This window comes from Salinibacterium hongtaonis (assembly GCF_003065485.1).
GTDB lineage: Bacteria > Actinomycetota > Actinomycetes > Actinomycetales > Microbacteriaceae > Homoserinimonas > Homoserinimonas hongtaonis.
The window spans coordinates 1,796,216-1,820,813 of the sequence record NZ_CP026951.1 but is presented as its reverse complement, the minus strand read 5'-3'; the positions used below and the strand labels follow the sequence as shown (position 1 = coordinate 1,820,813).

Here is a 24,598-nt window from a genome sequence, read left to right as displayed (position 1 = left end):
GTGCCCCCACGCTCACGGCTGTCAGTTCGCTCCCATATCTAGAAACACAGGAGAATTGTGGCTGTAAAGATTCGTTTGAAGCGCATGGGCAAGATCCGTGCTCCCTACTACCGCATCGTCGTTGCCGACTCGCGCACCAAGCGCGACGGCCGCGTGATCGAGGAGATCGGCAAGTATCACCCGACCGAGGAGCCGTCGTTCATCGACGTCAACTCCGAGCGTGCTCAGTACTGGCTCAGCGTCGGCGCACAGCCGACCGAGCAGGTTGCCGCCATCCTCAAGCTCACGGGCGACTGGGGCAAGTTCAAGGGCGACAAGAACGCCGTCTCGACCGTCAAGGTCGCCGAGCCCAAGGCTGCTTTCGTCGCAGACGACAAGAAGAAGCCTGTTCTCAAGCCCAAGGCTGCTGCTCCCGCCAAGAAGGACGAAGCTCCTGCTGAGGCTCCGGTCGACGAGACCGCAGCTGACGAGACTCCGGCCGAGGCATAGTCCATTGCTCGCAGCCGCTCTAGAACACCTGGTCAAGGGGATCGTTGATCACCCTGACGAGGTCGCAGTCGATGCCCGCAGCACCCCGCGTGGCGAGGTCCTTGAGGTGCGCGTGCACCCCGAAGACCTCGGCCGGGTGATCGGTCGCGCCGGTCGCACCGCCAAGGCCCTCCGCACCCTTGTCTCGGCTCTCGCCGATGGCAAGAAGGTGCGCGTCGATGTGGTTGATACCGATTTCTAGATCAGCAGAACCAGACAAGACCCAGCTTCGGGTCGGTCGCCTCACCAAAGCCCATGGGCTTAAGGGAGCGATCAAGATCGAGCTGTACACGGATGACCCGGCACGACGTTTCGTGCCGGGCGCCGTGTTCACCCTTCAAGTCCCCACGTCGTCGCCCTGGCACGGTAAGACCATCGAGCTCGTTGAGCTCAAGTGGTACAACTCGCACGCTGTCGCGTTCTTCAAGGACGTGCCTGACCGCAGCACGGCCGAGTCGCTGATCAAGGCGATCCTCTGGATCGATCACGATCTCGCAGAAACCTCCGACGAAGAGGATGCGTGGTTTGACCACCACCTCGTCGGACTTGCTGTCATGCGCGACGGAGTCAAGGTGGGCACGATCACGCTGGTCGATCATCTCCCCGCGCAGGATCTCCTGCACGTCGAGACGCCCAACGGAGAGGTTCTCGTTCCCTTCGTCAAGGCCATCGTGCCTGTCGTTGACGTCGCAGGGGGAACCGTCACGGTCACCCCGCCGGCGGGCCTTTTCGAGGAGCTCCCCGACGAGCCAGTCGCAGAAGCAGAAGCAGATGCAGAAGCAGATGCAGAAGCAGAACCTCAGGCCGACGTCACTGCCGAGCCGAACGACGACACGACGACCAACTAGCCACTCGTGATCTCCTCGTCTTAGACGAGCGGGATCCCGCGTCTCATGCGCCTGCGCGCATCCGCCAGAATCCAGTTGAATGGAAACTTGCGGATGAGCGCAGGCGTTCGACGGTTAACAGCGGCCATTGCGGCGACCCAACGATCAAAGCGGCGTTGTGATGCCTCGCTCCACGGCATCCCTAGTTCGTTTCTAACCTCCTGCGGCAGGTAACCGAGCGTGAGAAAGCGGTTGAGCGGGCCAGCGATCTGGCGCAGAGGCGTCGGGAGGAACGTCATCCGCGCGATGCCGTGCAAATACTCCCGGGTGAGGTCGTCCATGCGGATGCTGGCCAGTTGCGTGCGCCAATAGCGCTCGAACTCAGCGCGATGCGCCGGCCACATCTCCGCCGGCACCTGGAGCGTTGTGCCTAGCGCGGCTCCGCGGCGATAGAACTCGTCGTCGGGTTCTCTCTGGTGGTTCATGCGCCGGTAGACGTCTTCTGCGCCCCAATAGAGGCAGGCTGCGACCCACATCTGCAGATCCCGGTCGAAGGCGTTGTAGCTCACGGGGTCGTTCTCGGATGAGTGAACCCGGGCGTGAACACGATTGATCTGCCGTCGTAGCTCGGCGCGCTCCTCTTCCGTGCCAGCGCTCGCGATCGCTAGATACGTCAGGGTTGTTCTGGTGCGCTTGACCGGATGCCGGTCGATCCTGCCGCTCTCGACGGTGCTGCGCGCTACGCCGTGCCCGACGGGCAGCATGGCGAGCTGCATTATGACGTTTGCACTGCCCGCAGTGAGGGCGATTCCGTCGTGGAGGCCGGATTTCGCCGAGTTCTGATCCGATCTGGTCACGATGTTCAGTGTGCATCACGAGTGCTGAGTGTGTGATCTGCGCGTCCGTCGCGGGTGCGCCGAACTCCTCACAGTCGACTCATGCTAAGCTCACGGATGCTGTCGCTTATACCATGCCGAGAGCTGATTTGGCAATAGTGTCGCGCAAACTTCTTTGTGACTGGCCAGATGACGACCCTGACTCCCGATCCGGCGGTAGGCCCTTTCGCCTGCCCATATGCCCCGGACCGGTGTGTCTCGCGGCCTCGAGCCGGAGAGAAAAAGGTCGAAAGACCGGAGAGTATCCATGCAGAAGCGAATCGCAATTATTGGAGCAGGACCCAGCGGGATGGCGCAGTTGCGCGCCTTCGAAGCCGCTCGCAGTGCAGGCAGGGAGATCCCCGAGATCGTCTGCTTTGAGAAGCAGGACGACTGGGGCGGGCAATGGAATTACAGCTGGCGCACCGGAATCGACAGCTATGGCGAGCCTGTGCACTCCAGCATGTATCGCAACCTGTGGTCGAACGGCCCCAAAGAAGCTCTTGAGTTTGCGGACTATTCATTCGACGAGCACTTCGGCCGCCCCATTTCGTCGTACCCGCCGCGCGAGGTGCTGTGGGATTACATCAGCGGTCGCGCAGAGCAGAGCAATGTGCGCCAGTACGTTCGTTTCTCCACCGCGGTGAGGTGGGTCGCGTTCAGTGAAGAGACACAGACCTTCTTCGTCACGGTAGAAGACCTTGCCGAGAAGACAACCGAGACCACGGAGTTCGACCACGTCGTCGTCGGTTCCGGTCACTTCTGTGTGCCAAACGTTCCGTCGTTCCCCGGCATTGAGACCTACACAGGCAGCCTGCGTCACGCCCACGACTTTAGGGGGGCGGAGGCACTCGCAGGCAAGGACGTGCTTCTCGTTGGCGCTAGTTACTCGGCCGAGGACATCGGCGTGCAGGCCCACAAGATGGGAGCGCGCTCGGTGACCATCAGCTACCGTTCGCAGCCCATGGGTTTCGACTGGCCAGAGGGCATGGAGGAGGTGCCGCAGGTCGACTACTTCGATGGCGACACCGCGCACTTCATAGACGGGCAGTCTCGTCGGTTCGACGCTGTCGTTCTCTGCACGGGATACCTGCACCACTACCCATTCCTACCGGCGGATGTTGCCCTTGATTCCCCCAATAACCTCTACCCGGACGCCCTGTACCGCGGGGTCGTCTCTGAAGCGAACAACAAGCTCTTCTATCTCGGTGCGCAGGACCAGTGGTTCACGTTCAACATGTTCGACGCGCAGGCGTGGTTCGTTCGCGACGTGATTCTCGGCGATGTCCTGCTTCCGGATGCTTCCCAGCAGCGCGCGAACATGGACGAATGGCTTACCCGTTTCGGTGCGCTCGCCACTACATCGGATGAGGTGCGCTTTCAGGCGGACTACATCCGCGATCTCCTTGAGGCGACGGACTACCCCATGTTCGACCTCGACGAGGTCGTACGCATCTTTCTCGAGTGGAAGCACGATAAGCAGGCGGACATCCTGACCTATCGCGATCAGGTGTACTCCTCGGTCATGACCGGAACGATGGCAATAGTGCATCACACCCCGTGGCTCGAGGAGCTCGACGACAGTGCCGAGCGTTACCTCGCCACCGAGGCGCCCGACCTGAGCGAGAAGTCGGCAGCCTAGATTCTCAAGCTCGAACGCTGCACCCGGTCGGGGAATCGTCAACGACCGGGCGCAGCTGTGTCTCAGGCACTTGATACGGCATAGAAACATTGCGGGGTGATGGCCGAAACACACCGCTCGTAGCGTCGTCTGCATGGATGGGCGGCGTGATTTTGGATTCACCGTCACCGCAGCGCGCGGCAGGGTGCCGTTATGGCGGTGACTCTTGTCGCGGTTTCCCTGCCGCCGCTCACCCGTTCGCCATCGCCGCTCGGGGTCGAAGCCGTTGCACAGTTTCTTGAGCGAGTCGCTGCCGCTGCTCCCGATGTTCGGGTCCTGTCGGTGACCCTCGATGAGCTCATGGTCGCCAGCCGGGCTGCCCCGGGAGGCGAATTCGCCTCCCGTCGCGCAACGGCACCCCGCCGAGGGGTCCCGAATGCGTCGTCAGGAGCCGATTCCGCGCGAATATGGGACCCCTCAGCGGATGGCGCCGACGGGTGCGTCATCGTCCCCCTTGCGCTCTCGTGCACGCCCCACGATGCCGCTGCTCTTCTCGCCGCTGCGCGAGTGTTCTCGGGAGTCACCCCATCCGTTGTCGCGCAACCGTGGGGGCCAGACGGCCGGGTCGTTGACGCCCTCATCGACCGGCTCCTCGGTGTGGGGCTGCGCGCCTCCGATCGAGTCGTCTTGGATTGCGCTGAGGCATCCGATCTCGGGGTTGCCGATGCCGCTGCGACGCGAAGCATGCTCAGCAGCTCGCTCGGTATCGCCGTGGCTCTGGGGTTCAGTGACACTGCTCCAGCGGCGCCGAGCGACGTGCAGATTGTCAGTACCGAGGATGCGATCGCCCGCGAACGCGCCCAATCGCCGGGTTCCCGGGTGATCGTCAGTAGCTATTCACTGACCGGCAATGCGGCCGCGAGTGCACAAGCATCCGCGGCCGAGCGTGTGGCTCCGCCTCTGCTGGCAGCGGATGAGGGGCCGCCACAGTCGCTCGTTGATCTGCTCCTTGAGCGCTTTTACGCCGCAGCCGATCAGCTGGACAACGCGAGATTGGAGACGGTGGTCTCGGAACCGCCCCTTGGCCTTGCGTAGACTCTCGGGGTGCGCATCGACATCGTCACGATCTTTCCCGAGTTCTTCTCTGTGCTCGACGTCTCTCTGCTCGGCAAGGCCCGCACGTCGGGGCTCATCGACCTCGGGGTGCACGACCTGCGCGACTTCACGCACGATCGTCACCGCACGGTCGACGACACGCCCTACGGTGGCGGCGCCGGAATGGTGATGAAGCCGGAGCCCTGGGGCGAGGCTCTCGACAGCATCATCGACCCGGCCGAGCACGCTCCGACGGTAATCTTTCCGTCACCTGCCGGCCGCGTTTTCACGCAGGCCATGGCCCGGGAACTTGCCGAGCATCCTCATCTGGTCTTCGGATGCGGTCGCTACGAGGGCATCGATCAGCGCGTCGTCGACTACGCCGCGACCAAGGCCGAGGTTCGCCTCGTGAGCCTCGGTGACTATGTCCTCAACGGGGGAGAGGTCGCCACGATGGCCATGATCGAGGCCATCGGTCGGCTTATTCCGGGCGTTGTCGGCAACCCTGAGAGCCTGGTTGAGGAGAGCCACGAGGGCGGCTTGCTCGAGTACCCGAGCTACACGAAGCCCGCAGTGTGGCGCGAACGTGAGGTGCCGCCTGTGCTCCTGAGTGGCAACCACGCTGCGATCGCGCGGTGGCGCCATGAGCAGCAGATCGAACGCACCCGCAGCGTGCGGCCCGAACTGCTGCCGCCACCCGCGCTCGACTAACCGCGTTCGGCGGGCGTCCAGCGCCGACCACTACTGTGAGGCCATGTCTGCGCGCCGTCTGTTTGTCCCGATCATCTTCGGGGCCGCCATTGTGCTGCCCCTGTGGCTCATCCTCGCCCGCGCGTTCATCCTTCGAGTCGATGACTGGCAGATACCGCTGGTGACCCTGTCCGGTGTCGCACTCGGAGTCTGTATGGCGATCGTGGCCACGGTTACCTGGTTTCGCAAGTCGGTGCGCGAAGGGGGAGGGCCCTCAGCATGGGATCTCGGGCTGCTGTCTGCCTGGTACCTGTCGATCATCCTCGCCGGGGTGGTCGAACACGGCGCGATCTCAATTCCCGTGATTCTCTTGGGCCTCGCGGCGTTCTGGAGTGCCGTGTGGCAACTCCTGTCGGAGACGAAGCGCCGCGTTCAGTCGGCCATCGACACTCTCGAGATTTCGGTTCCCTCGGCGCAGGAGTATCGCAGGACGCACCCGAGACCCGACGCTCCGCTCGCTGGCCAGGTCATCCGCATCGATCCGCCTGAGGTCTAGCCGCGGTTCGCGTCCTCCGGGCGAATTAGCACCGCAGGGCTGCGTGTGGCAGAATGAGTGTTTGTGCCTGCGCACGACTCTGCCACAGGGGAGTCTGCAGTCTTACGGCACGATCCCTTTTCTTGCAGAACCGAGAACGCGGTCGACCTGTGGCGGTCGCAGAGAGCGAACAACAATGCATATTCTCGACGCCGTCGACGCGGCTTCCCTCCGTTCCGACATTCCGGAGTTCCGCGCCGGTGACACCGTCAAGGTGCACGTCAACATCATCGAGGGCACCCGCTCCCGTGTTCAGGTCTTCCAGGGCGTCGTCATCGGCCGCCAGAACGAGGGCGTTCGCGAGACGTTTACGGTTCGCAAGGTCAGCTTTCAGGTCGGCGTAGAGCGTACCTTCCCGGTGCACTCGCCCGTAATCGACCGCATCGAGGTCGTCACCCGCGGTGACGTCCGTCGCGCCAAGCTTTACTACCTGCGCGAACTGCGTGGCAAGAAGGCCAAGATCAAGGAAAAGCGCGACAACTAATTCGGACCAGTTCCGATCCCTCAGAGGTTTACCGAGCTCCCCACCACATAAACTGGTGGGGAGCTCAGGGGTTTAATGACAGACAATTCTTCGGCAGAGGCAGACTCCGCCGCCGTTCCGAGACGCCGCAGCAAAGGCCGCGGCGTCGCGCTCTTTCTTCGCGATCTCCTGATTATCTTTATTGCCGCAATCATCATCTCGGTGGGAATCAAGACCTTTCTCGTTCGGTCGTTTTATATCCCGTCGTCGTCCATGGAGAACACGCTCCAGGTCAACGACCGCATTATCGTGAACCAGTTGGTTCCCGGCATGGTCGAGCTGGAGCGGGGCGACATCGTCGTCTTCCGAGACCCGGGCGGATGGCTCACCCAGGTTCCTGAGGAGACGCGCCCGCCGCTGGTGGAGGCGCTCGATTGGTTCCTCGCACTCATTGGATTTAGCGCACCGGATAGCAACGATCACCTGATCAAGAGGGTGATCGGCCTGCCGGGTGACGAGGTCGCCTGCTGCAATGCCTTCGGCCAGATGTCTGTCAATGGTGTTCCCCTGGACGAGCCCTATCTCAAGCTTCCTGACCGGGTGAATAAGGTCGCCAAAGACGACTTCGCGGTCACCGTTCCCGAGGGTTCGCTCTGGGTTATGGGCGACAACCGCTACAACTCCTGCGATTCCCGTTGCAATGTGACGGGCCCGAGCAAGGGTTATGTGCCGATTGACAACGTCGTTGGGCGTGCCGTCATGATCAGCTGGCCCACTGAGCGCTGGACGTGGCTCGACAATTACCCCACAGTTTTCGAAGGAGTTGCCGAGGCCCAGCCCTTGGCCCAGTGAGATGGCAGCCGCAGCACCCACTCTTGAGATCGAGGCCGACCTTCACCGCCAAGGCGCACGGTTCGTCATCGGATGCGACGAAGTCGGTCGGGGAGCTATCGCTGGCCCCGTCGGGGTAGGGATGGCGGTTGTCTCCGAGATCATGCCGCCGATCCCCGAGAGGCTGCGCGACTCGAAGCTGCTCAGCGAGAAGCGTCGGGACGAATTGGAGCCGCTAACCCGCGACTGGGCGCTGTTTAGTGCTGTCGGGCTGGCTACGGCGGACGAGGTTGATCGCCTGGGAATCTCGGCCTGCCTAGGCCTCGCTGGCAAGCGCGCTCTCATGAGCCTGCACGAGGCGGGCGTTGCAATCCACGACTCTGTGATCCTGCTCGATGGTCACTTCGACTGGCTGTCACCCGCGCTCGTCAACCCGCTCAGGGTGCAAACGCGCACTAAGGCCGACCGTGACTGCGCCTCGGTCTCGGCCGCGTCCATCGTGGCCAAGGTGCATCGCGATCGCATCATGATCGCGGAGGACACACGTATTCCCGGCTATGGCTGGTCGGGCAACAAGGGTTACGGCAGCGCTGCGCACTATGAAGCGATCGACAGGCTCGGGCCTAGCGAGCTTCACCGCCACACCTGGCTCAAGACGCAACTCGAGATCGCGCTCTAACGAGCGGAAGCTTCGCCTACGGTCGATTTCGGGGGCATCGGGTGCCGCAGGGATGAGCGTAGGATTGAACCGCTATGGACGAAGACGAATTCGAAGACTACGACCGCGAGGTTGAGCTGGCGCTGTTTCGCGAGTACCGCGATGTTGTGTCGCAGTTTCGCTATGTCGTCGAGACCGAGCGGCGCTTCTATCTGGCCAACGAGGTCGAGCTGGTCCGTCAAGACACGGAGCATGACTTCTACTTTGAGCTGACGATGAAGGATGTCTGGGTGTGGGATGTCTACCGCTCGGACCGCTTCGTTAAAGCCGTCAGGGTGCTCACCTTCAAAGACGTCAACGTTGAGGAACTCAACGCCAAAGAGCTTGAGTTGCCTAAAGAGCTCGCGCTCGACGAGTAACTCCAGGGGCAGCCCCAGACCGCTGGGTTCTGCGGGCTATTGCCCCGCCGAGCAGGTGAGAGTCCCGGCGGTTTGACCCTTCACCGTTCCTGGCAGATCGACGATTGCCGGGGCCGTTGGCTCGGTAGTCGACTCTGGCGGAGTGCTCGTCCCCGCGTCGACCGATCCTTCTTCGACGCCCGCCGCGTTATCCGCGCCAGCGGCTGCGTCAGGTTCGACCGGCTCCGGCACCGTGGGATCCGTCAGGGAACCGTTGCCGAGCCCGCCCGTAATAGCGAGCTGTTGGTCGGCCTTGATAGCGCCGAATAGCACCGCGGCATCCTTCTTATTCGGCACAACTACGCTCTGGCTTCCGGCCATTCCTGTGGCCCCGGGGTACTGCAAGAACAGCACACTGTCGAGCGGAATGTCTTTAAGGGCCACCGCGATCGAGGCCAGGGTGTTCACGTTCTGCAGGCTGTTCGACATCTGCATGTTGCTGATTGCGGCCTTGGCGAGCCCGTAGACGGTCACAACATTGGAGAGGGTCTCTTCGCTCTTGATCTTGCGCACGAGGGCCGAGAGAAAGACTCGCTGATTGTCGTTGCGGCTCAGGTCACTGCCGTCGCCGACTCCGTAGCGGGTGCGCAGGAACTGCAGTGCGTCCCATCCTGCCAACGTGTGCTCGCCGGCATCCAGGCTGAAGCCGATCTGACGGTCGCGGATGGCAGTGCCCACGCACACATCGACGCCACCGACGGCGGTCGACATCTGGATCACGCCGTCCATCTCGATCTTGGCGGCGTAGGGGATCTCGAGGCCCGTGAGCTTTTCGACCGTCAGCACGGTGCAGGCGAGGCCTCCGCGGCCGAGCGAGCTATTGAGCTTCTGCGACGTCACGGCTCGGTTCTGGTTTCCCTCCTCGTCGGTGCAGGCGGGAATGTCGACCAGAAGGTCTCGGGGAAAGCTGACGACCGTGGCGTTGGTGTGATCTTCAGAGATGTGCATCAGCATTGTCACGTCATTGAGTTCGGCCTCGCGCTTGCCATAAGCCGCGTTGCCTTCCCCTCCGTCGCTTCCGATGAGCAGCAGGTTTACTCCGCCTTCGATCGCGCCGATATCGGGAACGGTCTCTTCGCCCGCGAGCGCGATGCCCGGCTTGAGCTGGCTGGTCAGGCTTAGGGCGGCTACTCCGCCGACGAACACGGTGCTGACGACGGCGACGGCGGCGACGGATGCGACGAGGCGCAGCAGGCCACGGCCCGTTCCATTGCGCGGCAAACGTCCATGCCGGGCTACTGTTTCGGCGGGAGTCGAGCTAGGGCTGTCTCGGCGGGCCGATCGTCGTTCTGAGGTCACAACCGCTCAGCATATTCACGCCCTCCTGTACATCAGGTGAGACTGTCTGGGCTTCTGTCCTCCCCACGACAGCGGTCATAGCCCGTTCCACCGCGGTCGGCTTCTGCGCAATCTCCGCCGGTCCCAAGCGAGAGGGTCGACGCAGGAGGTGGTTATGTCCGCTAAGGATGAGCTGGGCGAGTGGGGTGAGAATCACGCTGCGGCGTTTCTTGCCAGGGCGGGATACACGATTCTCGAAAGAAACTGGCGGTGCCAGCAGGGCGAGATCGACATCGTGGCGTTCGATGGGCGTGACACGGTGTTCGTTGAGGTCAAAACTCGGTCGAGCCTGCGATACGGCCACCCGCTCGAGGCCATAACCCCTCAGAAGCTCGCCCGGCTGCGCAGGCTCGCTGCCGCCTGGTGTGAGCAGAACCCCACTGAGCTCACTGCCCTCCGACGCCGAAGCATCCGCATCGATGCGATCGGGGTTCTCCGGCGATCTGGCGCTGTCCCGGTCGTCGAACACGTCATGCGAATCCACTGATGGCGGTCGCACGCACCAATGCGGTTGCGCTGCTCGGTCTCGCCGGTGAACTCGTCGAGGTTGAGGCCGATATCTCGAGCAATTTGCCGGGTTTTGCGATCATTGGTCTGCCCGATGCCGCACTCGGCGAAGCTCGCGAACGCGTTCGGGCTGCGGCGGCGAACTCGGGATGCCCGCTCGCCAGTCGCAAGATCACTGTTAACCTCTCGCCCGCATCGCTGCCCAAACACGGTTCGGCGTTCGATCTTGCCATCGCGCTCGCGTCGCTCGCCGCCGATGGAGCGGTCTCGGCGGAGTCGGTCGCCTCTGTTGTGCATCTAGGGGAGCTGGGGCTCGACGGCAGACTGCGGCCGACGGTGGGCATCCTCCCGTCCGTCGTCGCCGCAGCCAGGGCGGGATCGACGACGGTCATGGTGCCCGTGGGCAACCAGCACGAAGCCGAGCTGGTGCCCGGCATCAGAGTCGTGGGGGTCGCCTCCCTCAGGGACGCCGCAATCTGGCATGGAAGCGAGCTTGATCCCCTACCCGTGGATGCTCTGCACGCGGCTCCCGTCGCGGAGGGCCACGATCACGACGAAACCGATCTCGCCGATGTCATGGGCGGCGCCGAATCGATCGACGCGCTTGTTGTTGCGGCTGCGGGAGGGCACCACCTTTTCATGCTGGGCCCGCCCGGGGCGGGCAAGACGATGCTTGCTGCGCGACTCCCGGGCCTCCTTCCCGACCTCACGCCGGACGAGGCACTAGAAGTGAGCTCTCTTCGGTCACTTTCCGGTCGACGCATCGGCCGTGCTCTCGACGCGCGGCCGCCGTTCGAGGCGCCGCACCACACTGCGACCGCTGCGTCACTCGTGGGCGGTGGCAGTGGAGTGATTCGGCCGGGCGCGGCTGCACGGGCCTGCCACGGAGTTCTTTTTCTCGACGAAGCTCCGGAGTTCTCGAGCTCTGTGCTCGATACCCTGAGGCAGCCGCTCGAATCGGGCTCCATCACGATCCACCGCGCGAATGCTGTCGCTAGTTTTCCTGGCCGATTTCAGCTCGTACTCGCCGCAAACCCGTGCCCCTGTGGCAACTACGGCGGTGCCGACGCTGAGTGCACGTGCCCTCCCGCGGCGCGCCGCCGATACCTGGCCCGGCTCTCCGGTCCGCTGCTCGATCGCATCGATATCCAGTTGCGGGTCAACCGCATCACCGCAGCTCAGATGAGGCTCAGTGAAGAAGGCCAGCGGATCACCACGAGGGATGCTCGGCAGCGGGTTGTACTTGCGCGGGCTGCTGCTGCTGAGCGACTTAACGCGACACCGTGGCGGCTCAACTCTCGGGTGTCTGGGGTCTGGCTCAGGGCCCCGGCGCACCGACCCCCCGCTAATGCGACGGCGTCTCTCGACCGAGCGCTCGAGAGAGGGGCCATCACTATGCGCGGATACGACAGGGTGCTGCGCACCGCATGGACCATCTCCGATCTCGATGGTTCGTCGTCTCCTCGTGCCGACCACATCGGGCGAGCCCTGTTTCTGAGGAGAGGTATTTCATGACCATATTCGGACTCGCCATGAGCGAGGTGTCTGCCCGTGTTTCGGCGGTGGCTGGGGCAGCGGATGGAGACCAGACCGCGGAGATCTTCGCGCGCGCGGGCTGGTCGGGGATCGCTGAACCGGGTGACCGCGTGGCAGGGGAGCTCATTGCGGCGTTGGGCCCGGCCCGAGCGTTGACTGTTCTCATCGATCGTGCCCCTGCGGAGTCAATTGCTGCGGAGATTGCAGATTCAGGTGCGGCACCGAACGACGTGGGTGTCGCCGATGTCGCGAAGGCCCTGGATCGGTGGTCGCCACGGCTGCGTTCCTCATCAGCGCTTCTCGCGCTTGCACAAGCAGCACGGTTGGGAGTGCGTCTGCTCACTCCCGGGGACCCGCTCTGGCCAGCATCCCTTGCCGATTTAGGTCCCCATGCGCCCATCGCGCTCTGGGTGAGGGGCACGGAGGAGGCGCTCACCGCGCTCGACCGCTCCATCTCCCTCGTCGGTGCGCGGGCTGCCACCGGCTACGGCGAGCACGTGACCATGGAAGCCTCTGCTGGCCTCGTCGATCGCGGGTTCGCCATCGTGTCTGGTGCTGCTTATGGAATCGATGGCATGGCTCACCGAACTGCGCTCGCTAGCCGGGGAGTCACCGTCGCCTTTCTTGCCGGTGGCGTCGATCGCTTTTACCCCTCGGGGCACGATGCCCTCCTCGCGCGAATGGTGGAATGCGGAGCGGTTATTTCTGAGCTGCCCTGCGGTGCGCAACCGAGCAAATGGCGATTCCTCCAGCGCAACAGGTTAATCGCCGCGACGGGTCAGGCCACCGTCGTTCTCGAGGCTGGTCAGCGGTCGGGCTCGCTCAACACGGCAGGCCATGCTGCGGCTCTAGGCCGCCCCCTCGGTGCGGTTCCCGGACCCGTCACGAGTCCCGCGTCGGCGGGGTGTCATCGGCTCATTCGAGAGTTTGATGCGGTGTGCGTCACTACGGCGCAGCAGATGGCTGACCTCGTCGACGGGGGAGCAGGTGCGGCGCCGGGGTCGGAGGGCCCGGAGAATGGTTCACGGTCGGCCGCTGCGACGCGCGTCCTCGATGCCCTTTCCCCGCGATCGTCGAGGGACACTGCCGATCTCGCAGCGCGTTCCGGCCTGGCCGTCGCCGAGGTTCAGGCAGTACTCGGTGAGCTCGATCTCGAGGGAGCCGTGCGCGAGCGAGAAAGCGGCTGGGTTTCTACTGTTTCGTCGCGGTAGGAGGGTCGAGAACCACCGGGCGGTCACAGCTGGGTGAGGATGCGCTCACGGCGAATATTTCCGGCAACCAGAGCAAAGACGACGGTGTCGACCACGACCAACACTCCCGAGGCGCCGAGCGCAACAGCAGTATCGAAGAGCATCAGCCCGGATGCCTGGCTTACGACAACGCCAACGACGGGGAGAACGATGAGCACGGCTGCCCCCTGTGCGCCCTGCACGGTCGTTGAGCGCCCTGAAACCGCCACGATTAGGCACGTCGCCAGGAATGCGACGAGCGGCACGAGAGCGAGCACTATGACAACCCACGTCCAGGTAGGAAAGAACAGCCCATCGAGAACCGGTCCGCCCAGCGTGTTCACCACCACCGTGTAGACCAGAAACGATGCCCACGCGATGAGGATCGCGGGGACCACGGAGGCGAGCACTTTGCCCAGTACCAGCTCCCGATCGGTCAGGGGGGTATAAAGCAGTCCCTCGATGGTTCGCCGTTCCTTCTCGCCGACGATGCTCGAACTGGCGGTGATGCTTGCGACCATTACCGGGATGATCAAAAAGAACGGTGCCATGAAATAGACGATCACGGCATAGACCGCGGTCTGCTCAAGGGAATACCCCGCGGGCACCACTCCGGGGGGAAGAGTTTCAAGGAACGTGCCGAAACCGGTGATCGATGAGGCGACTGCGGGGTTGTTGCCGAGCAGAATGACGAAAGAAGGTATGAATATGGCGAACAGAAGCGGAATGATCACGAGCGGAGCCATGATCTGCTTGCTTCGCGTGAGCTCGTTCCAGTCTTTTCTCACGAGTGCCCCTACCCTGCGGCGATCGATCACGTCAGGACCCCCTCGGCGATGGTCGCGAAATAGAGGTCCTGGATGGTCGGCTGTTCGGGAACCACAGCGGTAATCGGCACGCCCCGCGTTACGAGCTCAGAAACCACGGTGGCAACGCTTTGGCCCTCGGCGATCGAGAAGTGAATCCGCCCTGCCGGGTCGGTCTCCACGAGGCCGTTGACAACCGCACCGATCGTCTGACGGGCGGCATCCGGATTTCCTTGAATCTCGATCTCATATCGAGTCCGTGGCCATCGCTCCCTCAGCAACTGCGAAACCTCGCCGCAGGCAGCGAGCCGTCCCCCGATGAGAACCCCGATGTCGTCGCACAGCGTCTCAAGACCGTGCAACTGATGGGTGCACATGACCACTGTGGTGTGCGCGTGCCGGATCATCCCCTTGAGAAGAGCGATCAGGTCTTCGGATGCTTCAGGGTCAAGCCCCGCCGTTGGCTCGTCGAGAAAGAGCAGCTCAGGTTCGTGCAGAATCGCGCGCCCCACGGAGAGCTTTTGGCGCATGCCCTTGCTGAGTTCGCCGACGGGGGAGTCGATTCTGCCCGCCAGACCCAGCCCGTCGAGCACATCTCCCGTTCGTCGAGCGATTCTGCCGGCAGAAAGCCCGTAAAGCTCGCCCCAGTATCGGAGGTTGTCCCGAACGCTGAGGGAGAGATAAAGCTCAGTGTCGGTCTGCACGCCGATGCGGGAACGGAGACGGTCTGCCGTCGCCGGGGTTAGCCGCTCGCCCAACAGGGTCACCTCACCGCGCGTCGCAGCGAGCAGGCCCGTCAGGAGCCTGACGGTCGTAGTCTTGCCCGCTCCGTTGGGGCCCAACAGACCAAAGGCGCGTCCCGTACCGATGCTCAGAGTGAGAGCCGAAACCGCCTCGCGCTCGCCGAATCGTTTGGTCAACCCAGACGCGGAGAGCGCGACCGCAGACTCGGGGGCAGATCCGACCATCGGGGGTCCCTTCTCTGCACCGATCGCGCGGTGGCATCATCATGCCCCCACCACCGTGCGCCGTCGAGGGGTGATTTTTGTTCGGCAGCAGGGCATCGGGCATGATGTCGCAACCCGGGGCTAGCCTGTGATCGTGACGCAACTCGGCCAGCATCCAGATCCATCGCATGTGATCGCCCACATCAGTGACACCCATTTTCTTGCCGGCGATCGCAAACTCCACGGCGCAGTCGACACCGTGCGCAATCTCGAGCGCGCGCTTGCGCAGTTGGAGCGATCGGAGATTCATCCCCAAGCCCTCGTCTTCACGGGCGATCTCGCCGATCTGGGCGAGCCGGATGCGTATGCGCGGTTGCGAGAGATGGTGGAGCCCGTCGCCGAGCGGATGGGCGCCCAGGTCGTGTGGGTAATGGGCAACCACGACGAGCGCCTTCAGTTCTCGAGCGAGTTGTTTGGCGAGGAGAGCGCTTCCCCGCACGATCGCGTCTACGATCTCGACGGTCTGCGCATCATCTCTCTCGACTCGACGGTGCCGGGGTATCACCATGGAGACCTCAGCGATGAGCAACTCGCCTGGCTCGCCGATGTGCTGGCGACGCCCGCTGTTCACGGCACGCTCATTGCCATGCACCATCCGCCGATTCCGAGTCCGCTGCTCTGGGCGATGCAAATGCTTGAGCTGCAGAGGCAGGAGAGGTTCGCGCAGGTGATCGCTGGCACCGATGTGCGAGCCATTCTTGCGGGCCACCTTCACTATTCGACGCACAGCACGTGCGCCGGCATCCCCGTCTCCGTCGCCGCGGCCACGTGTTACACCCTCGATCTTTCTGCGGCGGGCAGGCTGCTCTCGGGCGTCGATTCCGGTCAGTCGATGACGATCGTGCACGCGTATCCGGACCGCATCGTTCATTCCGTTGTTCCCATAGGGGAGACAGTGGAGGTCTCCGGCGTCGGCATCGAGCACCGCGCAACCATCGAGGCAATGACACCGGAGCAGCGCATCGATATGTTCTCGCGCAAGGATTCCGCCTTCAACATGGGCTCGCGCGCAGACTAGTGGAGCCGATCACGCAGTCACCGTCTGGGTCGGTTAACTCCGCCGCCGCCTCGTTGATGCCTATCACGGACGCCGTTGAGGGCTATTTGGCGCATCTTTCGCGAGAGCGGGGGTACAGCGTCAACACCGTGCGAGCGTATCGGGCGGACCTCGCGAGCCTCACCGACTTTCTTGCCGCAGCGGATGTGTCAGTGGCGGACGAGATTTCACTAGAACTGTTGCGCGACTGGCTGTGGCAACAGTCCCAGCGCGGCCTCTCTAAATCCACTCTCGCTCGCCGGGCAGCATCCGCTCGGGGACTGAGTGCGTGGCTATCCCGCAACGACGGGCACATGACCGATGCCGCGGCTCGTCTCCGAGCGCCGCGGGGTGAGCGACATTTGCCGCGGGTTCTCACTGGCTCCCAGATCGACACGATTCTCAGCTCGCTGTGGCAGCGAGCACAGGCGGGCGACCCCAACGAGCTGCGCGACCTGGCAGTGATTGAGATGCTGTACGCCTCGGCGATGCGAGTCAGCGAGCTCGTGGGTCTCGACATTGACGATGTCGACCTCAGTCGGCTCACGGTGCGCGTTATGGGCAAAGGTTCCAAGGAGCGGGTCGTTCCGTTCGGGGTTCCTGCACACCAGGCACTCGTTACGTATCTCACTCAGGCGCGACCCGCATTGCTGGCAGCGGGAGATGGTCGCGCTGCGCGGGCCGTGTTCGTCGCGCCTCGCGGAGGGCGATTAGGGCCGCGTTCGGTGTATGAGCTTGTCGCGCGACTGCTGGAACAAATCCCGGGTTCGGGGCCCGCTGGCCCCCACTCCCTGCGGCATACTGCCGCTACCCACCTGCTTGATGGGGGTGCCGACCTGAGGGCGGTCCAAGAGATGCTCGGGCATGCGAGCCTCGGCACCACTCAGATCTACACGCACGTCTCGCTCGATAGGCTCAAACAGAGCTATCAATCGGCTCATCCCCGCGCATAGCCGCTAGGCAAATAGCCTGCATTCAGGCAATCCATAGGGAGACCCTCGGTAGCGTTCATGCCGGGCCCCTACGATTTAGGTCTATCGCACCTCTCCTCGAACGAAAGTTTTCTGTGTCTTCACGTTCTTCAACTCTGCCCCGCACCGTTTTCGGCATCCTTGGTGCAACGATCCTGGCCATAGGCACGCTTACGGCGTGCAGCGCAGGCGACGATACCGCTAGCGATTCGGGGTCGGCTGCCATTACCGACAAATGCACCGACTCTGGCAGCGCCTCTGATTCGATTAACGTCGGAGGCGACTTCGACACCGAGCCGACCGTGGAGTTCACATCCCCTTTGAGTGTTGACCGCACTGAGCGCACCGTCGTGATCGAGGGTGACGGCAAGGTCAAGGCCGAACAGGGCGCCACCGTGGCCGCGAGCTACACCGTCTACAACGGCACCACGGGTGAGCAAGTTGACTCCACCGGATTCGGCGCCGAGGGTGAGGCTGTTGGCTTCATCGTCGACGAGACACAGTTCTTAGCGGGCATCGTGCGGGCGCTCAACTGCTCTGTGGCCGGCGACCGCGTCGTTGCTGTGGTGCCACCTGCCGACGCCTTCGGCGACGAGGGGCTCGCCGATCTCGAAATCGGCGCAGACGATGCCATGGTCTTCGTGATCGACGTCAAAGAGGTGACAGAGGCAATTGATGCTGCTGCCGACATGAAGACGGTGGAACCCGACGCCTCCGGGATGCCAACAGTCGAGTTTGGTGCGGATGGTGTCCCGGCCGTGACCATCCCCGAGGGAGACGCCCCCAAGAACCTTCAGTTGGCGATCCTCAAGCAGGGCGATGGAGACGTTGTTTCCGAAGGTGACACCGTCGAGCTGAACTACACGGGAATCAACTGGAGCACCGGCGAATCGTTCGACTCGTCATGGGAGCGCGGCGAGCCTGCCTCCTTCGCCACGAACGCCGTCATCCCCGGCTTCGGCTCTGCGCTGGTGGGTCAGGCCGTAGGGACCCAGCTCGTCGTAGTGATTCCCGCTGAGTACGGCTACGGATCCGGCGGAAACGCCAATGCGGGTATCAGTGGCACGGACACGATCGTCTTCGTCGTCGAGATCCTCGGAACGTCCGCGGCCTAGAAAACGTTGCCGTGAGTCAGCGTGACGGAGCTGCCGAGTGGGGAGCAGCACCGAGCGGGCGATGCTAGCGAGATAGAGCATCGGGGAGATGTAGTCCCCATCACGACGAACTCCAAAGTGCAGGCAGGGGTCGCGGCAATGCGCCGCGGCCCCTTCTGCTTCACTCTCGGCGTGCGAGTACACCGACACTGCGCCGATCTGTTGCCCCGATGCAACCACATCGCCGGGCTGCAGCTCGGTTTCCACGGGTTCATAGCTGGAGATCAGGCCGCCGGGATGTCGCACCGAGATCACAGGCCTATCCACGACAACTCCGGCGAAGTGCACTACGCCGGCAGCGGGGGCCAGAACCGGCGCGCCTTCGGGGGCAGCAATATCGATGCCACGATGGCCTGAGGCATACCGGGTGGCCGGCGCTGCGTAGTGACGGAGAATGGTGCGCGGCCCCTCGACAGGCCAACTCCATCGCGCAATCGAAGCGGCTGCCAGGTGGGGTGTCGCCCCCGCCTCCATTGTTCTCTGCACCGCCACCGTCGAGGGGGAGCCGAGCGGGGCAGCAATGACAAGGCTCGTCGTGAGAATCAGGCTGGCGGACCGGGCCAATCTGCTGGGCGACGGGGGCGACATGCATAGAGAGTGCCCCTCGTTTCGCGCTTGATGCGTCGGGTCCGTCGCAGATGTGGAGGGTCCAGAACTTGGGCCTCGGGGGAGGGGAGCATCCACCGTTCTCCGTGCGCAAGACGCGACCGCGCCGGTGCTATCATTGATTCCGCATCCCGTGCATTCGGGATGACTACGCGTGCCCGTTGAGGCCAACATCCTTCAGTCCCCGCTCTAAGCAGGGGTGGATGCGGGCAGGGCACCAGGATCTGCGCTAACCGGCGCGATGACAACTGAGAATAAGCACGGTTTTGCCGTGCGAGAAAAGGAGACGGCTATGGCCGTTGTTACCATTCGCCAGCTGCTCGACAGCGGCGTGCACTTTGGTCACCAGACCCGCCGTTGGAACCCGAAGATGAAGCGCTTCATCCTCACCGAGCGTTCTGGCAGCCACATCATCGACCTTCAGCAGTCGCTTGCGTACATCGACCGCACGTACGACTACGTCAAGGAGACGGTCGCCCACGGTGGCACCATCCTCTTCGTCGGTACGAAGAAGCAGGCCCAGAACGCCATTGCCGAGCAGGCTCAGCGCGTCGGCCAGCCCTACGTCAACCAGCGTTGGCTCGGTGGCCTCCTCACCAACTTCCAGACGGTCAGCAAGCGGCTCGCTCGCATGAAGGAGCTCGAGGAGCTCGACTTCGACGACACGACCAAGGGTTTCACCAAGAAGGAACTCCTGATCAAGAAGCGCGAGCTCACCAAGCTGCACAAGTCGCTCGGTGGAATCCGCAACCTCACCAAGACGCCTTCGGCGATCTGGGTTGTCGACACCAAGAAGGAGCACCTCGCAATTGACGAGGCGCGCAAGCTTGGCATCCCGGTCATCGGCATCCTCGACACCAACTGCGACCCCGACGAGGTTCAGTACCCGATTCCGGGTAACGACGACGCCATCCGCTCGGTCGGCCTGCTGACGCGCATCATCGCGGACGCTGCTGCTGAGGGCCTCATCCAGCGCCACCAGAAGACCGAAGAGGGCAACGGCAACGTTTCTGCCGTCGAGCCGCTCGCCGAGTGGGAGGCCGAGCTTCTCGCCGGTGCCGAGACCGCTGCAGCCCCCGAAGCCGTCGCTGAGACCGCAGAGGCCGTTGCCGAGGTCGTCGAGACGGCTGAGGCCGTTGTTGAAGCTGAGGCCGTTGTCGAAGCTGAGGCTCCCGCCGAGGCTCCTGCCGAAGACGCCAAGTAAGCATCGCTCTAACCGATCTCGAATCTCTAGGAGTTCACATGGCCGATTTCAGCCTGGAAGACATTAAGACCCTGCGCGAGCGCCTCGGCACCGGCATGGTTGACACCAAGAACGCTCTCGTTGAGGCAGGCGGTGACCTCGAGAAGGCCACCGAGCTGCTTCGCCTCAAGGGTGCGAAGGGCAACGCGAAGCGTGCCGACCGCTCCACGAGCGAGGGCATCGTCGCGGCCAAGGCCGATGGCGGACGCGCAACCATGATCGAGCTCGCCTGCGAGACCGACTTCGTCGCCAAGGGTGACAAGTTCGTCGCACTCAGCGAGAAGGTGCTTGACGCTGTTGCTGCGGCCGGTGCGTCCACCGTTGAGGAGGCCCTCGCGGCCCCCGTCGACGGCAAGACGGTTGCCGACCTCATCAACGAAGAGGCCGCCGTTATCGGTGAGAAGTTCGAGCTTCGTCGTGTTTCGGTTATCGAGGCCGACAAGGTCGAGATCTACCTTCACAAGACCAGCAAGGACCTCCCCCCGCAGATCGGCGTTGTCGTCGGCTACACGGGTGACGACGCCGAGACCGCTCGCGGTATCGCGCAGCACATCTCGTTCGCCAACCCTGCCGTTCTCGCTCGCGAGGATGTTCCGGCCGACGACGTTGAGAACGAGCGTCGCATTGTCGAGGAGATCAGCCGCGGCGAGGGCAAGCCTGAGGCTGCGCTTCCGAAGATCATTGAGGGTCGCCTCGGCGCCTACTACAAGCAGGTTGCTCTGCTTGAGCAGGACTACGCTCGCGACAACAAGGTTTCGGTCGGCAAGGTTGCTCAGGATGCTGGCATTACGGTGACCAGCTTCGCCCGCTTCAAGGTCGGCGCTTAGTACTAAAGACTGACGAGGGGGTCCGAGACGCATTGAGCGACTCGGACCCCCTTTTCTATGAACAACCGAATAACCTGGAACGAAATTTTGAGGGAGAAAAAATGACATCGGTGACGGGCAAGCGACGGGTTCTCCTCAAGCTTTCGGGTGAGGCTTTCGGCGGAGGGCAGCTCGGCGTCAATCCCGATGTTGTTAGTGGTCTGGCGCGCGAGATCGCCGAGGCTGCCGCCGAGGTTGAGGTGGCGATCGTCGTCGGCGGAGGCAACTTCTTCCGTGGCGCCGAGCTCAGCCAGCGCGGCATGGACCGCGGCCGCGCCGACTACATGGGCATGTTGGGCACTGTGATGAACGCCCTCGCTCTCCAGGATTTTCTCGAGCAGGCTGGCGCGGCGACGCGGGTGCAGTCGGCGATCACCATGACTCAGGTAGCCGAGCCGTACATCCCTCTGCGGGCCGAGCGCCACCTGGAGAAGGGGCGAGTTGTCATTTTCGGCGCTGGCGCCGGACTCCCATACTTCTCTACCGACACGGTGGCCGCCCAACGCGCTTTGGAGATCGACGCGGATGTCGTGCTCGTGGCTAAGAACGGGGTAGATGGTGTCTATGACGACGACCCCCGCAAGAATTCAGACGCCTCGAAGCTGGAGCGTGTCACCTATCAGGAGGCGCTCGTGCAGGGCCTCAAGGTGGTCGACTCGACCGCTTTTAGCCTGTGCATGGATAACGGTATGCCGATGGTCGTCTTCGGCATGCAGCCGGCCGGCAACGTTGCCGCCGCTATCCGTGGCGATGTCATTGGCACGCGGGTCAGCAATTAGTCGACGACGTGCCGGTAAACTTTCAGCAGACACGAAGGAGTTGCAGTGATTAGCGAAGTTCTGGCTGAGGCCAAAGACAAGATGGGCAAGTCGGTCGAAGCGGCAAAGGACGACTTCGCCAATGTGCGCACAGGCCGCGCAAACCCGGCGCTGTTTCAGAAGCTCCTCGTGGACTACTACGGCACCCCGACCCCGCTGGGTCAGCTGTCGACCATGAACAACCCAGAGGCGCGGATGCTGGTGATCACCCCGTTCGACAAGGGTGCACTCAAGGACATCGAAAAGGCCATTGTTGCCGCCCAGCACTTGGGTGCCAACGTCGGCAACGACGGCAACATCATCCGCGCTGTGCTGCCCGAGCTCACAGAAGATCGCCGCAAGGAGTACGTCAAGCTCGTCAAGGCCAAGGCTGAGGATGCACGCGTTTCGATTCGCAACGTGCGCCGCAAGGCCAAGGACGACCTGGATGCCCTCAAGGGCGAGGTCGGCGACGATGAGCTTGCCCGCGGGGAGAAGGAGCTTGAGGCCCTCACCAAGACCCACATCGATGCCATCGACGACGCGTTGAAGAAGAAGGAAGCCGAGCTACTCGAGGTCTAAATGGCTGAGCTGCCGGATGACCCCAACTCCGCTCCGCTGCCTCCTCGACGCCGCCACGGTCGCGGCGAAATCGGAGAGCGCGCCCACGCCACTGCTGATGAGCTCAAGGCTCAGCTGGAGGCGACGCGCGCACAGCTAGAGGCGACGAACGAACGCATTGAGGCCAAGGCCGGCCGGAACCTACTTGCGGCGACCGGTATTGGCCTGGTGCTTGGCGCGCTTCTGTTGCTAAGCCTGATGGTGGTCAAAGAGCTGTTCCTGGTGTTCGCAGGCGCGCTCGTGGCGTTCACGTCGTTCGAACTGGCGAGCGCTCTGCGCTTCGCCGGTCGCAATGTTCCCCGCCTCCCCACGGTGGTGGTCGCTGTCGCCACGGTTCCCGCTGCCTTCTATTGGGGGGCAGACGGCAAATGGTTCGTCTTTCTCGGGGGCGTCGCCATTGTGGTGTTGTGGCGGCTTGCCGAGGCGTTGATCCCTTCGCGGCGCACATCGGCCAAGGATCTTCTCAAAGACATTGGCGCCAGCACCCTGGTGCAGGTGTACATTCCGTTTCTCGCGGGATTCGCCGTGCTTCTCACGGCCCAGGACGGCGGTGAATGGTGGACCTTGGCGTTCATCATCGCGGTTGTTGCTGCCGATGTCGGAGCCTATGCGAGCGGCCTTACCTTCGGCAGGCACAAAATGGCGCCGAACATCAGCCCCGCCAAAACGTGGGAGGGGTTCGCTGGCGCTGTCGTCGCCACGCAGATCGCCGGGATCCTGCTCATGGTGTTGATGCTGGGCAAGCCGTGGTGGCTTGGGGTGATCTTCGGATTGGCGTTGGTGTTCACTGCGACCATCGGCGATCTTGTCGAGTCGCTCATCAAGCGCGACCTGGGCATTAAAGACATCAGTACGTGGCTGCCCGGGCACGGCGGGTTCCTCGACCGGCTCGACTCGATGCTGCCGAGCGCCGCGGCGGCATACGTGCTCTTCTACCTCTTCGCCTGAGTGCCGCACGCGTTCTCCAGCGACGGTAGGGCACAATGGAGGCGTGAGCGCTACCTTCCCGAAAACACGTAGATCCCGTTTTGGCTACGACATCGAGCAGGTCGAAGATTTCCTCGAGGATGCTCGCCGGGCCTACACGGCCGAGCGCGGTGAATATTCTGCCGTCAGCGCAGAAGATATTCGGCGTGTGGCATTTGCTATGCAGAAGGGCGGGTATTCGACCGAGCACGTCGACGCCGCTCTCGAGCGTCTAGAGGACGCCTTCGCGATGAGGGAACGCGAACGTCTCTCTCCCGGAACGTCGCAGACCGTGCTGGCTCAGAAGCGTGAGCTCGCGCAAGAGGTCGTCAATCGCCTTGCCAGGCCACGTGGTGATCGTTTCGCCCGAGTGAATCTGTTGGCCGATGGGTATCGCCGCAGCGAGGTCGACGCCCTCTGTGACCGCATTTCTGACTATCTCCTCACGGGCGCACCGCTCAACCTTGTCGACGTGCGTACTGCGGCGTTTCGGCCGCAGCGCGGCGGCTACCGCGAGGCCCAGGTCGACAGCCTGCTGGATGCCGTTATCGACATCATCCAGAGTGTCGACTGATCCGGAGAAGCTGGGCTTTGCTGTCGTCGTGGGATAGGGTCGCTTTACTGTGAGCACTCGACCCGAACATCGCGCGCACCGCGGCCGTCCCGCACGTCCGGACAGCGTTTCATTGGCGACCCGTCTTCACGGTCGTCTCGCGCTTCAGGTTTTTGCCTTCACTGCGGCTGCTGCCGTCATGCTCGTCTCGGTGGTCGCTCCGACCACGAGAGAGACTGCCGTCGCCGACTCGAACGAGACCCGCACGGCATCGGCCGATGTGACTCAGTCGCTCACGGTGGACGCTAGTCCGTTCCAGCAGCTCGGCAGAGATAGCTATAAGGCGCTCGCCTATGTTCCGCCCGTCGTGGCAGCAACATCGGCGGGAGCCCCGGCAGCGGGAGTTCCCGACCCCGGCACCGCTCAGGCAATCGCGCTGGAGATGGTAACGGCACGGGGGTGGGGCCAGGGAGAGTTCGACTGCTTGGTCGCTCTCTGGAAGAAAGAATCGGGCTGGAACACGTTCGCCCATAACAAGTCGAGCGGCGCCTACGGAATCCCGCAGTCGCTACCAGGAAGCAAGATGGCATCGGCAGGCGCCGACTGGGCCACGAACCCTGCGACGCAGATTACGTGGGGGCTCGGATACATCCAGGGTCGGTATTCCACCCCGTGCGGTGCCTGGGGCGCTAGCCAAACTAAGGGCTGGTACTAACTAAGC

Annotated in this window: 28 protein-coding genes and 1 pseudogene; 24 read left to right on the top strand and 5 right to left on the bottom strand. The window is 63.2% G+C overall.

Annotated features, from left to right (window positions below; genetic code table 11):
* Positions 1 to 57: 57 nt before the first annotated feature.
* From rpsP to rimM, 3 genes are read left to right on the top strand one after another with little or no spacing between them, the layout of a single operon-like run.
* Entirely contained in the window at positions 58 to 489 is a 432-nt protein-coding gene (rpsP, locus tag C2138_RS08755) for a 30S ribosomal protein S16 (RefSeq protein ID WP_108517139.1), read from the top strand.
* 4 nt (positions 490 to 493) lie between these two features.
* Positions 494 to 730, top strand: coding sequence for an RNA-binding protein (locus C2138_RS08750; RefSeq protein ID WP_108517137.1), 237 nt, complete (start codon positions 494 to 496; stop codon positions 728 to 730).
* Positions 708 to 1,376: a ribosome maturation factor RimM gene (gene rimM / locus C2138_RS08745; protein WP_108517136.1), complete on the top strand. Its 669-nt coding sequence runs from the start codon at positions 708 to 710 to the stop codon at positions 1,374 to 1,376. Before C2138_RS08750 ends, rimM begins: the two co-directional genes overlap by 23 nt.
* A gap of 20 nt (positions 1,377 to 1,396) precedes the next feature.
* On the opposite strand, the gene C2138_RS08740 is transcribed toward rimM, so the two are convergent.
* Positions 1,397 to 2,212 (bottom strand): oxygenase MpaB family protein, encoded by an 816-nt coding sequence (locus C2138_RS08740; protein ID WP_199286523.1) that lies wholly within the window; start codon positions 2,210 to 2,212, stop codon positions 1,397 to 1,399.
* 286 nt (positions 2,213 to 2,498) lie between these two features.
* On the opposite strand from C2138_RS08740, the gene C2138_RS08735 reads away from it, so the two are divergent.
* The 8 genes from C2138_RS08735 to C2138_RS08700 all read left to right on the top strand — a co-directional run bounded on the left by C2138_RS08735 (position 2,499) and on the right by C2138_RS08700 (position 8,602).
* A complete protein-coding gene (locus tag C2138_RS08735; RefSeq protein ID WP_108517134.1) occupies positions 2,499 to 3,872 on the top strand; it encodes a trimethylamine monooxygenase in 1,374 nt (457 codons plus the stop codon).
* A 192-nt stretch (positions 3,873 to 4,064) separates the two neighbouring features.
* Complete coding sequence (locus tag C2138_RS08730; protein ID WP_108517132.1) at positions 4,065 to 4,946, top strand: sirohydrochlorin chelatase; 882 nt, start codon at positions 4,065 to 4,067, stop codon at positions 4,944 to 4,946.
* A gap of 9 nt (positions 4,947 to 4,955) precedes the next feature.
* Positions 4,956 to 5,657 carry a tRNA (guanosine(37)-N1)-methyltransferase TrmD gene (gene trmD / locus C2138_RS08725; RefSeq protein ID WP_108517130.1) on the top strand — a complete coding sequence of 234 codons (702 nt, stop codon included), beginning with the start codon at positions 4,956 to 4,958 and terminating at the stop codon, positions 5,655 to 5,657.
* Between the two features lie 43 nt (positions 5,658 to 5,700).
* The gene (locus C2138_RS08720; protein ID WP_108517128.1) at positions 5,701 to 6,192 is read left to right on the top strand and encodes a hypothetical protein; all 492 of its coding nucleotides are present in this window, start codon (positions 5,701 to 5,703) and stop codon (positions 6,190 to 6,192) included.
* Between the two features lie 175 nt (positions 6,193 to 6,367).
* Positions 6,368 to 6,715 (top strand): 50S ribosomal protein L19, encoded by a 348-nt coding sequence (gene rplS / locus C2138_RS08715; RefSeq protein WP_108517126.1) that lies wholly within the window; start codon positions 6,368 to 6,370, stop codon positions 6,713 to 6,715.
* Between the two features lie 75 nt (positions 6,716 to 6,790).
* Positions 6,791 to 7,546, top strand: a complete 756-nt coding sequence (gene lepB / locus C2138_RS08710) for a signal peptidase I (protein WP_108517124.1) — start codon at positions 6,791 to 6,793, stop codon at positions 7,544 to 7,546.
* A gap of 1 nt (position 7,547) precedes the next feature.
* A complete protein-coding gene (gene rnhB / locus C2138_RS08705) occupies positions 7,548 to 8,204 on the top strand; it encodes a ribonuclease HII (protein ID WP_108517122.1) in 657 nt (218 codons plus the stop codon).
* A gap of 74 nt (positions 8,205 to 8,278) precedes the next feature.
* Positions 8,279 to 8,602, top strand: a complete 324-nt coding sequence (locus C2138_RS08700; protein ID WP_108517120.1) for a DUF2469 family protein — start codon at positions 8,279 to 8,281, stop codon at positions 8,600 to 8,602.
* A 36-nt stretch (positions 8,603 to 8,638) separates the two neighbouring features.
* On the opposite strand, the gene C2138_RS08695 is transcribed toward C2138_RS08700, so the two are convergent.
* The gene (locus C2138_RS08695) at positions 8,639 to 9,862 is read right to left on the bottom strand and encodes an LCP family protein (RefSeq protein ID WP_108517118.1); all 1,224 of its coding nucleotides are present in this window, start codon (positions 9,860 to 9,862) and stop codon (positions 8,639 to 8,641) included.
* Positions 9,863 to 10,094: 232 nt separating this feature from the next.
* Between C2138_RS08695 and C2138_RS08690 the strand changes: the two genes are divergently transcribed.
* From C2138_RS08690 to dprA, 3 genes are read left to right on the top strand one after another with little or no spacing between them, the layout of a single operon-like run.
* On the top strand, positions 10,095 to 10,466 hold the full coding sequence (locus C2138_RS08690) for a YraN family protein (RefSeq protein WP_108517116.1): 372 nt from the start codon (positions 10,095 to 10,097) through the stop codon (positions 10,464 to 10,466).
* Positions 10,466 to 12,001 (top strand): YifB family Mg chelatase-like AAA ATPase, encoded by a 1,536-nt coding sequence (locus tag C2138_RS08685; protein ID WP_108517113.1) that lies wholly within the window; start codon positions 10,466 to 10,468, stop codon positions 11,999 to 12,001. The genes C2138_RS08690 and C2138_RS08685 overlap by 1 nt, the downstream gene beginning before the upstream one ends.
* Positions 11,998 to 13,233 (top strand): DNA-processing protein DprA, encoded by a 1,236-nt coding sequence (gene dprA, locus C2138_RS08680; protein ID WP_108517111.1) that lies wholly within the window; start codon positions 11,998 to 12,000, stop codon positions 13,231 to 13,233. Before C2138_RS08685 ends, dprA begins: the two co-directional genes overlap by 4 nt.
* Before the next feature lie 23 nt (positions 13,234 to 13,256).
* Here dprA and C2138_RS08675 read toward each other — a convergent pair whose 3' ends face one another.
* Positions 13,257 to 14,039 (bottom strand): ABC transporter permease subunit, encoded by a 783-nt coding sequence (locus C2138_RS08675; RefSeq protein ID WP_158268760.1) that lies wholly within the window; start codon positions 14,037 to 14,039, stop codon positions 13,257 to 13,259.
* A 26-nt stretch (positions 14,040 to 14,065) separates the two neighbouring features.
* Positions 14,066 to 15,025 carry an ABC transporter ATP-binding protein gene (locus tag C2138_RS08670; RefSeq protein ID WP_108517107.1) on the bottom strand — a complete coding sequence of 320 codons (960 nt, stop codon included), beginning with the start codon at positions 15,023 to 15,025 and terminating at the stop codon, positions 14,066 to 14,068.
* Positions 15,026 to 15,158: 133 nt separating this feature from the next.
* On the opposite strand from C2138_RS08670, the gene C2138_RS08665 reads away from it, so the two are divergent.
* The 3 genes from C2138_RS08665 to C2138_RS08655 all read left to right on the top strand — a co-directional run bounded on the left by C2138_RS08665 (position 15,159) and on the right by C2138_RS08655 (position 18,186).
* Positions 15,159 to 16,082: a phosphodiesterase gene (locus C2138_RS08665; protein ID WP_108518975.1), complete on the top strand. Its 924-nt coding sequence runs from the start codon at positions 15,159 to 15,161 to the stop codon at positions 16,080 to 16,082.
* A 56-nt stretch (positions 16,083 to 16,138) separates the two neighbouring features.
* Positions 16,139 to 17,053 (top strand): tyrosine recombinase XerC, encoded by a 915-nt coding sequence (locus C2138_RS08660; RefSeq protein WP_108518974.1) that lies wholly within the window; start codon positions 16,139 to 16,141, stop codon positions 17,051 to 17,053.
* A 113-nt stretch (positions 17,054 to 17,166) separates the two neighbouring features.
* Complete coding sequence (locus C2138_RS08655) at positions 17,167 to 18,186, top strand: FKBP-type peptidyl-prolyl cis-trans isomerase (protein ID WP_199286522.1); 1,020 nt, start codon at positions 17,167 to 17,169, stop codon at positions 18,184 to 18,186.
* Between the two features lie 93 nt (positions 18,187 to 18,279).
* Here the strand turns inward: C2138_RS08655 and C2138_RS13820 are convergent.
* Positions 18,280 to 18,699, bottom strand: a pseudogene (locus C2138_RS13820) (murein hydrolase activator EnvC family protein); the annotation flags it as partial.
* Positions 18,700 to 19,123: 424 nt separating this feature from the next.
* On the opposite strand from C2138_RS13820, the gene rpsB reads away from it, so the two are divergent.
* The 7 genes from rpsB to C2138_RS08615 all read left to right on the top strand — a co-directional run bounded on the left by rpsB (position 19,124) and on the right by C2138_RS08615 (position 24,592).
* Positions 19,124 to 20,035, top strand: a complete 912-nt coding sequence (gene rpsB, locus C2138_RS08645) for a 30S ribosomal protein S2 (RefSeq protein ID WP_108517106.1) — start codon at positions 19,124 to 19,126, stop codon at positions 20,033 to 20,035.
* A gap of 38 nt (positions 20,036 to 20,073) precedes the next feature.
* Positions 20,074 to 20,901 (top strand): translation elongation factor Ts, encoded by an 828-nt coding sequence (tsf, locus tag C2138_RS08640; protein WP_108517104.1) that lies wholly within the window; start codon positions 20,074 to 20,076, stop codon positions 20,899 to 20,901.
* Between the two features lie 101 nt (positions 20,902 to 21,002).
* Positions 21,003 to 21,719, top strand: a complete 717-nt coding sequence (gene pyrH, locus C2138_RS08635; protein ID WP_108517102.1) for a UMP kinase — start codon at positions 21,003 to 21,005, stop codon at positions 21,717 to 21,719.
* 45 nt (positions 21,720 to 21,764) lie between these two features.
* Positions 21,765 to 22,319, top strand: a complete 555-nt coding sequence (gene frr / locus C2138_RS08630; protein WP_108517101.1) for a ribosome recycling factor — start codon at positions 21,765 to 21,767, stop codon at positions 22,317 to 22,319.
* A complete protein-coding gene (locus tag C2138_RS08625; RefSeq protein WP_108517099.1) occupies positions 22,320 to 23,306 on the top strand; it encodes a phosphatidate cytidylyltransferase in 987 nt (328 codons plus the stop codon).
* Between the two features lie 43 nt (positions 23,307 to 23,349).
* Positions 23,350 to 23,898 (top strand): DivIVA domain-containing protein, encoded by a 549-nt coding sequence (locus C2138_RS08620; RefSeq protein ID WP_108517097.1) that lies wholly within the window; start codon positions 23,350 to 23,352, stop codon positions 23,896 to 23,898.
* A 112-nt stretch (positions 23,899 to 24,010) separates the two neighbouring features.
* Positions 24,011 to 24,592 carry an aggregation-promoting factor C-terminal-like domain-containing protein gene (locus tag C2138_RS08615; protein WP_233245454.1) on the top strand — a complete coding sequence of 194 codons (582 nt, stop codon included), beginning with the start codon at positions 24,011 to 24,013 and terminating at the stop codon, positions 24,590 to 24,592.
* The last annotated feature ends 6 nt before the right edge of the window (positions 24,593 to 24,598 follow it).